Here is a 14509-nt window from a genome sequence, read left to right on the forward strand (position 1 = left end):
GAAAAATGTTAAATTTTGTTGACACGTATGGGAGCAAGTGGTAAGATTACTTCGAAAAGAATCACTGCCTCATATAATCTTGGAGATAAGGTCCATAAGTTTCTACCCGGCAACCATGAATTGCTGGACTATGAGGGGAAAAGTGTGTAACAAAGGATGTAAGAGATCTTTGTGCCGAACTTTTTCTCGAAATGAGGAATGTTTATGGTGCAAAGTTTTTTTTATGCAGTAAAGAGTGAAAATTTAATCTTAAAAAATTATTAATATTTATTCGACAATTAAGCTTATTTTTAGTATTTAGCAATTTTTATTATGTTGTAAGTTGAAAAAAGAGAAAAGAAGTCTTACATCAGAGGTCGAATAATTGAAATGCGGGGGAGTCTTATGTCAGTAAAATCCGATAGTCGTCACCTATATTTACGGGTGATTGATCACATCAAAGAAAAAATTAAAGATGGAGCTTACAAAGAAAGACAGAAGTTACCATCAGAGTTTGATTTAGCGAAAGAACTTGGTGTAAGTAGGGCGACTTTAAGGGAAGCGCTGCGTATTTTAGAAGAAGAAAATGTTGTCATTCGTAGACATGGTGTAGGAACATTTGTAAATGCAAAGCCATTATTTTCTTCTGGGATTGAACAACTTTCTAGTATTACAGATATGATTTCTAGTGTGGGGAAAACACCAGGAACTATCTTTTTATCATCATCTACAACAAGTTTAACAGAAGAAGAAAAAGAGAAGTTTAATAGTGAAGACGGTTTTAATGCCGTAATGATTGAGCGTGTGCGTACAGCAGATGGGGAACCTGTTGTATATTGTATCGATAAACTTGCAAAAGAAATCTTGCCAGATTTATCGGGATACAACGAAGAATCATTACTTACAGTGATACATAACAATACGCACAAACGTATCACATACGCAGTTGCTCACATTGAGCCAATTGGCTATCATTCGAAAATTTCACCGATTTTAGAATGTGAACCGGAAACGGCACTGCTAGTTTTAAAACAAATGCACTATGATCAAAATGATGAGCCAATCTTATATTCTATCAATTACTTTAGAGCTGATAAGTTTAGCTTCCACGTATTAAGAAAACGTATGTAGGTAAGTTCCATTTTAGGGAGGTGACAGCAAGAAGTTAGGGACAGCAGCGTAAGAATAAAGAGATATATATAATTTTAGGAGGGGTTTCTAGTATGAAGAAAAAAACAGGTCTTTTATTATCATTAACATTAGCAGCAAGTGCGGTTTTAGGTGCGTGTGGTAACTCGGATAAAGCGAGTAGCGACAAAAAAGAGTTCAAAGTTGGTATGGTTACAGATGTTGGGGGCGTTGATGATAAATCATTTAACCAATCAGCTTGGGAAGGTTTAACGAAATTTGGTAAAGACAACGATTTAAAGAAAAATGAAGGATATCGTTATCTTCAATCAAGTAAAGATGCAGACTATATTCCGAACTTAACAAAATTTGCGAAAGATCATTATAACACAACATTCGGAATTGGATTTTTAATGCAAGACTCGATTGAAAAGGTTGCAAAACAATATCCGAAAGAGCAATTTGCTATTGTAGATACTGTTGTGAAAGAGCCGAATGTAACAAGTATTACATTTAAAGACCATGAAGGTTCATTCCTAGTTGGTGCTGTAGCAGCAATGACGACAAAATCAAATAAAGTTGGATTTGTTGGCGGCGTGAAGAGCCCATTAATTACAAAGTTTGAATCAGGTTTCAAAGCTGGTGCAAAAGCAGTAAATCCAAATATCGAAATTGTAGCGCAATATGCAGATGCATTTGACAAACCAGAAAAAGGATCTGTATTAGCTTCAGCAATGTACGGTGGTGGAGTTGACGTAATTTATCATGCTTCAGGTGCAACTGGTAACGGTGTATTCACAGAAGCGAAAAACCGTAAGAAAAAAGGTGAAAACGTTTGGGTAATCGGTGTTGACCGTGACCAAAATCAAGAAGGTATGCCTGAAAACGTAACTTTAACTTCTATGGTAAAACGTGTTGATATTGCAGTAGCAAAAGTAGCACAAGAAGCGAAAGATGGTAAATTAAAAGGCGGTAAAGTAGAAGAGTTCGGATTAAAAGATGACGGTATTGGTATTGCGAAAACTACTGACAATGTGAAAAAAGTAAATCCAGAAATCTTAACAAAAGTAGAAGAGTTTGAGAAGAAAATCACTGACGGTGAAATTAAAGTACCTGCAACTGACGAAGAATATAAAACATATGAAGCTTCTCTAAAGAAATAATAATAGAGAAATAGCAAAGGTTAGTTCTTAGAACTAACCTTTGTATATATAAAAATACCTTTAATAGACTGCAATTGGGGAGTGTTCCCTGCTAGAAGGAGGAACAAAATGGAATACGTAATTGAGATGAACAATATTACAAAAGTATTCCCAGGCATTGTAGCGAATGATGATATTACGCTGCAAGTAAAACAGGGAGAGATACACGCTTTACTTGGAGAAAATGGTGCAGGGAAATCAACATTGATGAATGTACTGTTCGGTTTGTATCAACCAGAACAGGGAGAAATTAAGATTAAAGGAAAACCTGTAAAAATTACAAATCCGAATATAGCAAATGACCTTGGTATTGGGATGGTCCATCAGCATTTTATGCTTGTTCATAATTTTACAGTTACAGAGAATATTATTCTTGGAAATGAGCCGAAGAAAAAAGGAAGAATTGCTGTTGAAGAGGCTGCGAAAGAAATTAAACAATTATCTGAACAGTACGGTTTAGCAGTTGATCCAAATGCAAAGATTGAAGATATTTCGGTTGGGATGCAGCAAAGGGTTGAAATATTAAAGACGCTTTATCGTGGTGCGGAGATTTTAATATTCGATGAACCAACTGCGGTGTTAACTCCTCAAGAAATTCACGAGTTGATTCAAATTATGAAAAAGCTTGTGCAAGAAGGAAAATCTATCGTTCTTATTACACATAAATTGAAAGAAATTATGGAAGTTTGCGATCGTTGCACAATTATTCGTAAAGGTAAAGGAATTGGTACAGTTGACGTTGCGGAAATGAATGAACATAAACTTGCAGAATTAATGGTCGGACGTCAAGTGAATTTTAAAACAGAAAAAATAGAGGCTAAACCGAAAGAAGAGGTTCTATCTGTTTCGAATATTTTCGTTCATGATGCACGCCAATTACCTGCTGTAAAAGGCCTTGACTTAACTGTTCGTGCAGGAGAAATCGTTGGTATTGCAGGGATTGATGGAAATGGACAAAGTGAATTAATAGAGGCAATTACTGGTTTACGAAAAGTTGAGTCAGGTTCTATTGCAATTAAAGGAAAAGAAATAACAAATTGGCCTGTTCGAAGAATTACAGAGGAAGGAATTGGTCATATTCCAGAAGATCGTCATAAACACGGTCTTGTGCTTGATTTTTCTGTTAGAGATAATATAGTTTTACAAACGTACTATAAAAATCCATTCTCAAAGAAAGGGATTTTAAACTTTAGTCAAATCACACAAAAAGCAAAAGCGCTTATTGAACAGTTTGATGTGCGTACACCTGGTGAACACACATTAACTCGTGCACTATCTGGTGGAAACCAGCAGAAGGCAATTATCGCACGTGAAGTGGATCGTAATCCAGATTTATTAATTGCGGCACAGCCAACACGTGGTTTAGATGTAGGTGCGATTGAATTTATTCATAAAAAATTAATCGAGCAAAGAGATAAGGGAAAAGCAGTATTGCTTCTATCGCTAGAACTGGATGAAATTTTAAATGTAAGTGATCGAGTTGCTGTTATATATGAAGGGGAAATTGTAGCAATTGTTGATGCGAAAGAAACAAATGAACAACAGCTTGGTTTGTTGATGGCTGGCGGAACGGAGAAAGAGAAGGTGAATACAAATGGCTAAAAAATTTTTAACGGAGCGAACAATTAATATTTTAGTTCCTGTATTATCCGTTATTTTTGGTTTACTTGTTGGTGCCATTGTAATGTTATTTAGTGGATATGATCCAATTGTTGGGTATGCAGCGCTTTGGGAAGGAATGGTTGGAAATCCACAAGCAATTGGTGAAACATTACGTACGATGATTCCGCTTGTATTAGCAGGACTTTCTGTAGCATTTGCATTCCGTACAGGCCTTTTTAACATCGGAGTAGAAGGACAGTTATTAGTCGGGTGGCTTGCTGCTGTTTGGTTTGGATATGCAGTATCATTACCGGCAATTTTACATATTCCGTTGTCAATTTTAGTAGCGGCAATAGCTGGTGGGCTATGGGGATTTATCCCGGGATATTTGAAAGGGAAATTTAAAGTAAATGAAGTAATCGTAACGATTATGATGAATTATATTGCACTTTACGTGACGTATGATTTAATTAAACGCTTTTTACATGAGGCGAATGAGAAGTCATATGATATAAAATCTAGTGCTTCTTTATCTTCTGAATGGTTATCTTCTTTAACAGATGGTTCTCGTTTGCACTGGGGGATTGTCGTAGCGATATTAGTAGCAATTATTATGTGGTTCTTATTGGACAGAACGACATTGGGATACGAATTGAAATCTGTTGGATTTAATCAACATGCTTCTCAGTATGCGGGGATGAAAGTTTCTCGAAATGTTGTACTATCTATGACGATTGCGGGTGCATTTGCAGGGATTGGTGGTGCTATGGAAGGGCTTGGTACATTCCAAAACATGACAGCGATGTCTTCGTTTACTGGTATCGGATTTGATGGGATTGCGGTAGCTCTACTTGGGGGGAATAATCCGTTTGGTATATTATTAGCGGCTTTACTGTTCGGTGGTTTGAAAAGTGCAGCCCCACAAATGAATTTTGAAGCAGATGTACCTTCTGAGTTAATTAACGTTATTATTGCATGTATTATTTTCTTTGTAGCGTGCAGTTATGTTTTACGCTGGGCACTTACACGCATGAGCAAGGAGGGGAAATAAATGAGTTTTTTAGATATTTTAGCCATTCTTGTGACGGGTACGTTATATACGGCAGCGCCACTTATTTTTACGGCGTTAGGTGGAGTGTTTAGTGAACGTTCTGGGGTTGTAAATATAGCGTTAGAAGGTTTAATGTTATTTGGTGCATTTACTGGTATCGTTACAACGTTATTAATGGGTGATACGTGGGGAGCGATGACTCCTTGGATAGCTCTATTATTTGCAGCAATTGGTAGTGGGTTATTTGCACTTCTTCATGCGGTAGCATCCATTACATTCCGTGCGGATCAAGTAGTGAGCGGGGTAGCGATTAATTTCTTAGCTCTTGGTTTAACGGTATTTGCGATTAAGAAAATCTTTGGCAAAGGACAAACTGATTTCATTCAATATCGTATTGAAAAAATCGATGTTCCGGGTCTTTCGGATATTCCGATAATCGGAAAAATCTTTTTCTCAAATGTACCGTTAACATCGTATATTGCTATTATTTTAGCGTTTGTCGTTTGGTATGTCATTTATAAAACGCCGTTCGGTCTTCGTCTTCGTGCGGTTGGTGAACATCCAATGGCAGCAGATACGATGGGTATTAATGTATATAAAATGCGTTATATTGCAGTTGCTATATCTGGAATGTTTGCAGGGGTTGGGGGAGCGGTCTTCGCTATGTCGATTTCTGGTAACTTCTCAGGTGCTACAATTACTGGACAAGGTTTCTTAGCGCTAGCAGCTATGATTTTCGGTAAATGGAATCCACTCGGTGCTCTTGGAGCGGCTCTGTTCTTCGGATTTGCTCAATCACTTGGAATAACAGGTGGTACGATTCCGGTACTAAAGGAAATTCCAAGTGTATTTTTAACGATATTACCGTATGTATTCACAATATTAGCACTTGTTGGTTTTGTAGGTCGTTCTGAAGCTCCGAAAGCGTTAGGAACGCCGTATGAAAAAGGAAAACGATAAGTATAAAAAAGCTCGCACATTAGTGCGGGCTTTTTTACATAGACTATATGTAATACGGAATTTTACGATGTTCCTTACATATGACAGTTTTTAGAAAGAGCCTCATGTAAGTATAGTGAGGAAGAAAAGTTGATTTTTTATTTCTAAAAACTGTATATTGAAGAGGAATATTCCTATATACGTAAAGGAGGGCTATAAATGAAACTAATGGAACAACGGTTACATGAGTTAGGTGGTTTGCGAGTACATATTATCCCGACTGATAAATATAAAACAAATACTTTTGTATTTCGTTTTAAAGCACCTTTAAATGAAGAGACGGTGACAGAGCGTGCCCTATTGCCATACGTATTGCAAAGTGCGACAGAAAAGCTTCCTTCTGTAATTCGTCTTCGTCAATATTTAGAAGAATTATACGGATCTTCTTTGGCAGTAGATGTAAGTAAAAAAGGAGAAGACCATATTATCTCTATTTATGTAGACATTGCAAATGAAGTATATTTACATGATGCACCACCGCTATTTGAAAAAGCACTTTCTATGTTATCGGATATCGTTTTACATCCAGCAACAGAGGGGGATGGTTTTTTACCTTCTATCGTAGAAAGTGAAAAGAGAGCGCTCTTGCAACGAATTGAAGCTACGTACGATGATAAAATGCGCTATGCAAACGAGCGTTTAATTGAAGAAATGTGCAAAGTAGAACCGTATCGTTTAAGTGCACATGGGAAAAAAGAGAGTGTTTCTTCTATTACAAATGAAAGTTTGTATCAATATTATCAAAAAGTGTTAGCAGAAGATGAAATGGATCTATACATTATTGGTGATATTTCAGAAAACGCAGTGGATCTTGTAAGTAAGTATTTTTCTATTTCAGCGCGTCCTGCGAGAGAAAGAAATGTACTTCTTCATAAGAGAAATAATGAAGAAAAAGAAGTTGTTGAAAAACAAGAATTAAAACAAAGTAAATTACACATTGGTTATCGTACGTTTATTACGTATAAAGACGAAGATTATTTTGCACTACAATTGTTCAATGGATTGTTTGGAGGATTTTCTCATTCGAAGTTATTCGTTAACGTTCGTGAAAAAAATAGTTTAGCGTACTATGCAGCGTCTCGCTTTGAAAGTCATAAAGGCTTATTGTTTGTCATGTCAGGGATCGAAGCGAAAAATTATGAAAAAGCTGTTGAGATTATTAAAGAACAAATGTTGGCGATGCAAAATGGTGATTTTTCTGAAGAAGAGATGCATCAAACGAAAAGTGTCATTCAAAATCAAATATTAGAAGCGATTGATACACCGCGCGGATTTGTGGAAATGCTGTATCATGGTATTATTTCAGACCGTACGCGTCCGGTTGAAGAATGGCTTTCAGGTATTGAAAGTGTAACGAAAGAAGAGATTGTGAAAGTTGCTAAAAATATTGAACTAGATACAATTTACTTTTTACATGGAACGGAGGGAGAATAAATGGAGAAAATTGTTTATGAGCAATTAAAAGAGACACTCTATTATGAAAAACTTCCTAATGGATTAGATGTATATATTTTACCGAAGCAAGGATTTAATAAAACATTTGCAACGTTTACGACAAAATATGGTTCTATGGATAATACATTCGTACCACTAGGTAAAGAAGAAATGATTCGTGTGCCTGATGGAATTGCTCATTTTCTTGAGCATAAATTATTTGAAAAAGAAGATCACGATGCTTTCCAATTGTTTAGTAAACAAGGAGCATCAGCAAATGCTTTCACATCTTTCACAAGAACAGCTTACCTGTTTTCATGTACATCAAATGTAGAACAAAATTTAAATACATTGTTAAACTTCGTACAAGAGCCTTACTTCTCTGAAAAAACAGTTGAAAAAGAGAAGGGGATTATTGGGCAAGAAATTCAAATGTATCAAGATAATCCAGAGTGGCGCTTATACTTTGGATTAATTGATAGCTTGTTTGTAAAGCACCCAATTAAAATTGATATTGCAGGGACAATCGAGTCTATTAGTAAAATTACGAAAGACTTATTATATGAATGTTATGAAACATTTTATCATCCGAGCAATATGTTATTGTTCGTTGTGGGGGCAATTGATCCAGAGAAAACAATGGATTTAGTACGTGAAAATCAAGCGAAAAAAGATTATAAAAACCAGCCAGAAATTGTACGTTCATTTGAGGAAGAACCAGATGAGGTAAATGAAAAGAAGAAAATTATTTCCATGCCTGTACAAACACCGAAATGTTTAGTTGGTATTAAAGCGACAAATTTAAAAGAAAAAGGGAAAGCCCTTTTAAAACAAGAAATTGCGCTTACGTTACTTTTAGATTATTTATTTGGGAAAAGCTCCGTTCATTACGAATCTTTATATAATGAAGGTCTTATTGATGATTCGTTCTCGTATGATTATACGGAAGAGAATAACTTCGGTTTTGCAATGGTTGGCGGCGATACGAAGCAACCTGATGAGCTGGAAGAGCGTTTGAAAAGCATTTTACTAAATACAAATTATGATCAATTAGATGAAGTGGCATTAGAACGAGTAAAGAAAAAGAAAATAGGTGGCTTTTTACGCTCGTTGAATTCGCCGGAGTATATTGCAAATCAATTTACACGATATGCGTTTAATGAATCTAGTCTGTTTGAGGCATTGACTGTATTAGAAAGTTTAACTGTTCAAGATTTACAAGAAGTAGCCAAATTATTATTATCAGAAGAGAAAATGAGTGTTTGTCAAGTTTTACCGAAAAAATAAAAGATTTCATAATAATACCCTCATCTTATCATTGATAAATTGTAAGATGAGGGTATTATTTATAGGAGAAAGATTTTGTTGAGATAAGAGAGGAATTGTATGAAAAAGTATGCATTAGTAACTGGAGGAAGCGGAGGGATTGGCTCTGCTATTTCAAAACAATTAATTCAAGATGGATATACAGTATATGTTCATTATAATAACGGTGAAGAGAAAGTGAACGAGTTGCAGAAAGAATGGGGTGAAGTGATTCCTGTTCAAGCGAATTTAGCTTCTACTGATGGGGCAGAGCAGTTGTGGGAACAAATTGAACATCCTCTTGATGTTATCGTATATGCAGCTGGGAAGAGTATCTTTGGACTCGTAACAGATGTAACGAACGATGAATTGAATTATATGGTAGAACTTCAAGTGAAGAGTATCTATAAATTATTATCAAGGGCGCTGCCATCTATGATTCAGCGGAGAAGTGGTAATATTGTACTTGTTTCTTCTATATGGGGCCAAATCGGCGCATCATGTGAAGTGCTTTACTCGATGGTGAAAGGTGCACAAAATTCATATGTGAAAGCTTTAGCGAAAGAAGTTTCATTAAGTGGATTAAGGGTTAACGCGGTGGCGCCAGGTGCAATTGAAACGGAAATGTTACAAGTATTTTCAGAAGAGGATAAGAATGAAATTGCTGAAGAGATCCCGTTAGGCAGGTTGGGACTACCAGAAGAGGTAGCGAAAACAGTGTCATTCCTCGTATCACCAGGAGCATCTTACATAACTGGACAAATTATCGGAGTAAATGGTGGTTGGCATTGCTAAAAATTTCTTACATAAAAAATGAAAAACTGTACAAATTAAGCATGATTCTATTACTAAGTAGTGAGGTGCTTACACATGTCAGTTTTAGATAATTTTGATCAATGGAAGAGCTTTTTAGGAGAACGTTTAGAACAGGCATCAGGAAAAGGTCTTGATGGTGGTGCTGTATCAGATATGGCATTTCGTGTTGGAGATTATTTAGCAAATGAAGTAGAAGCGCGCAACGATCAAGAGAAATTATTGTCTGAGCTTTGGAAAGTTGCTGATGAACAAGAGCAACATACAATCGCAAACTTAATGGTGAAGTTTGTACAGCATAAGTAAAAAATAGAGAGGAGATTCTCCTCTCTATTTTTTTTGTATAATAATTGAACGGGATAGATTATACATTTAGCTTCCCTATTAAGGTGAAATCATATAATATAGTACGTAGGTGTAAAGTAAGCAAGGGGAGTGATCTTGGATGATTGAATGGTATTTTGAATATGAAATACATAAAAACCGACCTGGCTTGCTTGGTGACGTTTCTTCGTTAATCGGTATGCTCGGCATTAATATTGTCACAATTAATGGTGTAGATAATGCACGACGTGGATTACTCCTTATGTGTGATAATCAAGAGCAAATCTCTAGACTTGAATCAATTTTAAATACGATGGATAACATAACGGTAACGAAATATCGTCCGCCAAAGCTAAGAGATAAGCTAGCGGTTAGACATGGTAGGTACATACAACGAGATGCAGATGATAAGAAGACATTTCGATTTGTACGTGATGAATTAGGGTTACTTGTAGACTTTATGGCTGAAATAATGAAAAAAGAAGGTCATAAACTAATCGGGATACGAGGAATGCCTCGTGTCGGAAAAACAGAATCCATTGTTGCCGCTAGTGTTTGTGCAAATAAAAGATGGTTATTTGTATCATCTACTCTTATTAAGCAAACTGTTCGTAGTCAATTGATTGAAGATGAGTATAGCGACGACAATATTTTTATCTTAGATGGAATCGTGTCAACAAAGCGTGCTAACGAAAGGCATTGGCAGCTTGTTCGTGAAATTATGAGATTACCTGCAACGAAAGTTGTGGAACATCCTGACGTATTTGTGAGTCAGTCAGAATACACATTGGATGATTTTGATTATATTATCGAGTTGCGTAACGATTATGATGAAGAAATTCAATATAATTTAGTAGATGAAATTGAGCAAGGTACGCAAAATAATTTCTCTATGTTTGACTTTTAAAGAAATATTGAGGTGTTAGTAGTGACAGAATTAGGACAAAAGCTGAAAGAAGCAAGAGGAACGAAGGGCTTGTCTATGGATCAGCTGCATGAGATTACAAAAATTCAAAAACGCCATTTAGTAGCGATTGAGGAAGGCAATTATGATGTATTGCCAGGAGCTTTTTATGCGCGTGCATTCATTAAACAATACGCAGATGCGGTTGGGTTAAATGGAGAGGAACTGCTTGTAGAGTATCAGAGTACGATACCACAATCTGAAAAACGCGACGTTCCACAAGTATCAACAGGACAGAAAACACAAGAAACAATGCAAAAATCTTCATCATGGCCAATTGCAGATCATATGCCGAAAGTTTTAGTTGCGCTATTAGTAATTGCATTTGGAGTGGTAATTTGGTTTGTTTTCCAAGCGTTAACTGGAAAAGGTGATGAGAAAGTTCCGAATGCTCAAAGTGAGAAAATTGAAGTTAAAAAAGCAGAAAACTCTCCGTTAGATACGAAGAAAGATGAAGTGAAAGCGGAAGAGCCGAAAAAAGAGGAACCAAAGAAAGAAGAGCCAAAGAAAGAGGAACAACCAGCACAACCAACGGGACAAGAAGAAGTAAAAGTAGTTGGTACAACTGGTAAAGTATCTACTTTGGAAATTCATAACAATAAAACATTAGAACTGGAAATATCGGGTAAAGGTGCGAGTTATGTAGATGTTAAAGATGATGCGGGGAATGTGATTCTAAACGCTACAGTACAAGAGGGCCAAATAGAAAAACGTGATGTATCAACATTAAAAGAAGTGCGACTTAATATTGGGAATGCAACGAATGTTGAAGTTAAACTGAATGGCCAAGTGGTCGCTTATCCATTGGATCCAGAAAAAGAACTTCACCAAAGATTGGTGATAAAAAACCAAGGGATAGGGCAACCAGCACAATAATAGTCATCGCCTCGATGACTTTTTTCAATGAACAAATGTTTTTGATATGATGGAGGAATAGCTGTGAATTTACCAAATAAAATTACAATATCTAGAATCTTCTTAATTCCAATTTTTATGGTAATTATGTTAGCGCCCTTTGAATGGGGTTCATACACAATTGGTGATGTTGATTTACCAATTCAACATTTAGTAGGGGCACTTATCTTTATTATTGCTTCGGCTACAGATTGGATTGATGGACATTACGCAAGAAAGTATAATCTTGTAACGAATTTAGGGAAGTTTCTTGACCCGTTAGCTGATAAATTACTTGTTTCAGCAGCGCTTATTACATTAGTTGAGATGCAATACGTACCTGCTTGGATCGTTATTGTAATTATCAGCCGTGAGTTTGCAGTAACTGGTTTACGCCTTGTACTTGCTGGAACAGGAGAAGTAGTGGCAGCAAATCAGTTAGGGAAAATTAAGACGTGGACACAAATTATTGCAATTGCGGCGTATTTATTACACGATGTACCTTTAAATTTAATCCATATCCCAGTTGCTGATATTTTCATATGGATTGCATTAATCTTTACTGTTATTTCAGGGTGGGATTATTTCTGGAAAAATAGAGCTGCTTTTGTAAACTCAAAATAGAAGTTTATGGGGGAATTGGGATGAATGCTGAAATTATTGCGGTTGGAACTGAATTATTACTTGGACAAATTGCAAATACAAATGCCCAGTTTTTATCTGAAAAGTTAGCTTCAATCGGAATTAATGTGTACTACCATACTGTAGTTGGAGATAATAACAAGCGATTACAGCAGGCGATTGAAGTTGCGGAAGAACGTGCTGACATACTTATTTTCACAGGTGGATTAGGCCCGACAAAAGATGATTTGACGAAAGAAACGATATCTTCTAGGTTGGGTGAAGAGCTTGTATATGATGAAAAGGCATTAGCATCGATAAGCGAGTACTTTAAGCGTACAGGTCGCGAGTTCACAGAGAATAATAAAAAGCAAGCGCTCGTTTTGAATGGAGCAACTGTATTTGCGAATGATCACGGCATGGCACCTGGTATGGGGCTAAATAAGAACAGGAAAGTTTATATTTTATTACCAGGACCACCGAAAGAGATGAAGCCGATGTATATAAGTTATGTAGAGCCTTTTTTACGTAACTTTACAACAGGAGAAAACATTTATTCTCGTGTGCTTCGCTTTTTCGGGATTGGGGAATCTCAATTAGAAGTGAAAGTTCAAGATTTAATTGATGGACAAACGAACCCGACAATCGCCCCCCTTGCGAATGATGGAGAAGTGACACTACGTTTAACTGCCAAACATCAAAATGCTGATGAAGCTGCGAAACGCATTCAGCATATGGAAGATTTGATTTTAGAAAGAGTAGGAAAATTTTTCTACGGGTATGATCAAGAGTTTCTGCATGATAAGGCGATAGAGTTATTGAAGAAAAAAGGATTAACTTTAGCGTGTGCAGAAAGTTTAACCGGTGGTCTCTTTGGCAATCAAGTAACAGAAAGTGCTGGTGTGTCTTCGGTATTTAAAGGCGGTATCATTTGTTATCATAATGATGTGAAGCAACATGTTTTACATGTACCTGCGGAAGTGTTGTCTACTGATGGTGCAGTTAGTAAAGAATGTGCTCGTTATCTTGCTGAAAATGTTAAGGGCTTATTAAAAGCGGATATCGGAATTAGTTTCACTGGGGTAGCAGGACCGGATGCTTCAGAACATAAAGAGCCGGGAACAGTATTCGTTGGATTGGCGATTAAGGATGAACCAACTGTAGTCTTTCCTCTTATTTTAAGTGGAAGTCGTCAACAAATTAGGGAACGTTCGGTGAAATATGGATTTTATCATTTATATAAAAAGCTAGAAGAGATATAAGTTTCTTCTAGCTTTTTTTATGGTTAAACTCATTTTTATTTAATGGAAAATAAAAAAATCGAATAAATGTTCGATTTTGTTGGCAAATTGAATTGAAAATAGGTATAATAAGATTAGCAATTCAGTTAAGGAGGAATTTTGAATGAGTGATCGTCAAGCGGCGTTAGATATGGCGTTAAAACAAATAGAGAAGCAATTCGGTAAAGGTTCAATTATGAAATTAGGAGAACAAGCGGAGCGTAGAATTTCTACAATTTCAAGTGGTTCTTTAGCACTTGATGTGGCATTAGGGGTAGGCGGCTACCCACGTGGTCGTATTATCGAAATTTATGGACCAGAAAGTTCAGGGAAAACAACAGTTTCATTACACGCAATCGCGGAAGTACAGCGTCAAGGTGGACAAGCAGCGTTTATTGATGCGGAGCATGCAATGGATCCTGTATATGCACAAAAATTAGGCGTTAACATAGATGAATTACTATTATCACAACCTGATACAGGGGAGCAAGGGCTAGAAATCGCAGAAGCACTTGTACGAAGTGGCGCGGTTGATATTATCGTAATTGACTCTGTAGCAGCTCTTGTACCGAAAGCTGAGATTGAAGGAGACATGGGTGACTCACACGTAGGTCTACAAGCTCGTTTAATGTCTCAAGCACTTCGTAAGCTGTCAGGTGCAATTAATAAATCAAAAACAATCGCAATCTTTATTAACCAAATTCGTGAAAAAGTTGGGGTTATGTTCGGAAATCAACCACAAGTTGCTTAATCGTAAAGATTAAGGAGTTTACCATGGGTTTCCCTTGCTAGTGATAGCATGTTAAAAAACCTTGTGAACCTTATTGCCTAAGGGTGTAACTATTTATATAGTTGCTAACGGTGAAGCCCACCATTATTTAGGGTAATACCGTGCCAAGCTTCATATTTATAT

The 14509-nt window shown here is 36.5% G+C and carries 13 protein-coding genes, 1 pseudogene and 1 riboswitch; all 14 genes and pseudogenes read left to right on the top strand.

Going from position 1 to position 14509, the window contains the following annotated elements; translation table 11 throughout:
* The first annotated feature begins 49 nt into the window (after nt 1-49).
* Nucleotides 50-151, top strand: a riboswitch (purine riboswitch).
* 233 nt (nt 152-384) lie between these two features.
* Nucleotides 385-1110 (top strand): GntR family transcriptional regulator, encoded by a 726-nt coding sequence (locus tag ACUN0F_RS14080; RefSeq protein WP_000114178.1) that lies wholly within the window; start codon nt 385-387, stop codon nt 1108-1110.
* A gap of 92 nt (nt 1111-1202) precedes the next feature.
* Nucleotides 1203-2270, top strand: coding sequence for a BMP family lipoprotein (locus tag ACUN0F_RS14085; RefSeq protein WP_000730590.1), 1068 nt, complete (start codon nt 1203-1205; stop codon nt 2268-2270).
* Nucleotides 2271-2378: 108 nt separating this feature from the next.
* Nucleotides 2379-3911, top strand: coding sequence for an ABC transporter ATP-binding protein (locus ACUN0F_RS14090; RefSeq protein ID WP_000456916.1), 1533 nt, complete (start codon nt 2379-2381; stop codon nt 3909-3911).
* A complete protein-coding gene (locus ACUN0F_RS14095; protein WP_001074492.1) occupies nt 3904-4962 on the top strand; it encodes an ABC transporter permease in 1059 nt (352 codons plus the stop codon). Before ACUN0F_RS14090 ends, ACUN0F_RS14095 begins: the two co-directional genes overlap by 8 nt.
* Nucleotides 4963-5922, top strand: a complete 960-nt coding sequence (locus ACUN0F_RS14100) for an ABC transporter permease (protein ID WP_445539568.1) — start codon at nt 4963-4965, stop codon at nt 5920-5922.
* Nucleotides 5923-6120: 198 nt separating this feature from the next.
* On the top strand, nt 6121-7395 hold the full coding sequence (yfmF, locus tag ACUN0F_RS14105; RefSeq protein ID WP_000772440.1) for an EF-P 5-aminopentanol modification-associated protein YfmF: 1275 nt from the start codon (nt 6121-6123) through the stop codon (nt 7393-7395).
* On the top strand, nt 7396-8682 hold the full coding sequence (gene yfmH / locus ACUN0F_RS14110) for an EF-P 5-aminopentanol modification-associated protein YfmH (protein ID WP_445539569.1): 1287 nt from the start codon (nt 7396-7398) through the stop codon (nt 8680-8682).
* A 99-nt stretch (nt 8683-8781) separates the two neighbouring features.
* On the top strand, nt 8782-9495 hold the full coding sequence (gene ymfI / locus ACUN0F_RS14115) for an elongation factor P 5-aminopentanone reductase (RefSeq protein WP_000759593.1): 714 nt from the start codon (nt 8782-8784) through the stop codon (nt 9493-9495).
* Between the two features lie 75 nt (nt 9496-9570).
* A complete protein-coding gene (locus ACUN0F_RS14120) occupies nt 9571-9819 on the top strand; it encodes a DUF3243 domain-containing protein (protein WP_000114455.1) in 249 nt (82 codons plus the stop codon).
* Nucleotides 9820-9958: 139 nt separating this feature from the next.
* A complete protein-coding gene (locus ACUN0F_RS14125) occupies nt 9959-10744 on the top strand; it encodes a DUF3388 domain-containing protein (RefSeq protein WP_000574107.1) in 786 nt (261 codons plus the stop codon).
* Nucleotides 10745-10765: 21 nt separating this feature from the next.
* On the top strand, nt 10766-11677 hold the full coding sequence (locus ACUN0F_RS14130; protein WP_000137490.1) for a helix-turn-helix domain-containing protein: 912 nt from the start codon (nt 10766-10768) through the stop codon (nt 11675-11677).
* 63 nt (nt 11678-11740) lie between these two features.
* Nucleotides 11741-12319 carry a CDP-diacylglycerol--glycerol-3-phosphate 3-phosphatidyltransferase gene (gene pgsA, locus ACUN0F_RS14135; RefSeq protein WP_001052976.1) on the top strand — a complete coding sequence of 193 codons (579 nt, stop codon included), beginning with the start codon at nt 11741-11743 and terminating at the stop codon, nt 12317-12319.
* Between the two features lie 20 nt (nt 12320-12339).
* A complete protein-coding gene (gene cinA, locus ACUN0F_RS14140) occupies nt 12340-13578 on the top strand; it encodes a competence/damage-inducible protein CinA (protein ID WP_046956498.1) in 1239 nt (412 codons plus the stop codon).
* A 142-nt stretch (nt 13579-13720) separates the two neighbouring features.
* Nucleotides 13721-14329, top strand: a pseudogene (gene recA / locus ACUN0F_RS14145) (recombinase RecA); the annotation flags it as partial.
* Nucleotides 14330-14509: the final 180 nt, after the last annotated feature.

The sequence above is a fragment of the Bacillus sp. 1A genome, from assembly GCF_052682215.1.

Coding starts and splice junctions, on each gene's coding strand:
- ACUN0F_RS14100 (WP_445539568.1), top strand. CDS start 4,963: ATGAGTTTTTTAGATATTTTAGCCATTCTTGTGACGGGTACGTTATAT.
- ACUN0F_RS14120 (WP_000114455.1), top strand. CDS start 9,571: ATGTCAGTTTTAGATAATTTTGATCAATGGAAGAGCTTTTTAGGAGAA.
- ACUN0F_RS14090 (WP_000456916.1), top strand. CDS start 2,379: ATGGAATACGTAATTGAGATGAACAATATTACAAAAGTATTCCCAGGC.
- cinA (WP_046956498.1), top strand. CDS start 12,340: ATGAATGCTGAAATTATTGCGGTTGGAACTGAATTATTACTTGGACAA.
- ACUN0F_RS14085 (WP_000730590.1), top strand. CDS start 1,203: ATGAAGAAAAAAACAGGTCTTTTATTATCATTAACATTAGCAGCAAGT.
- yfmH (WP_445539569.1), top strand. CDS start 7,396: ATGGAGAAAATTGTTTATGAGCAATTAAAAGAGACACTCTATTATGAA.
- ACUN0F_RS14080 (WP_000114178.1), top strand. CDS start 385: ATGTCAGTAAAATCCGATAGTCGTCACCTATATTTACGGGTGATTGAT.
- yfmF (WP_000772440.1), top strand. CDS start 6,121: ATGAAACTAATGGAACAACGGTTACATGAGTTAGGTGGTTTGCGAGTA.
- ACUN0F_RS14125 (WP_000574107.1), top strand. CDS start 9,959: ATGATTGAATGGTATTTTGAATATGAAATACATAAAAACCGACCTGGC.
- ymfI (WP_000759593.1), top strand. CDS start 8,782: ATGAAAAAGTATGCATTAGTAACTGGAGGAAGCGGAGGGATTGGCTCT.
- ACUN0F_RS14095 (WP_001074492.1), top strand. CDS start 3,904: ATGGCTAAAAAATTTTTAACGGAGCGAACAATTAATATTTTAGTTCCT.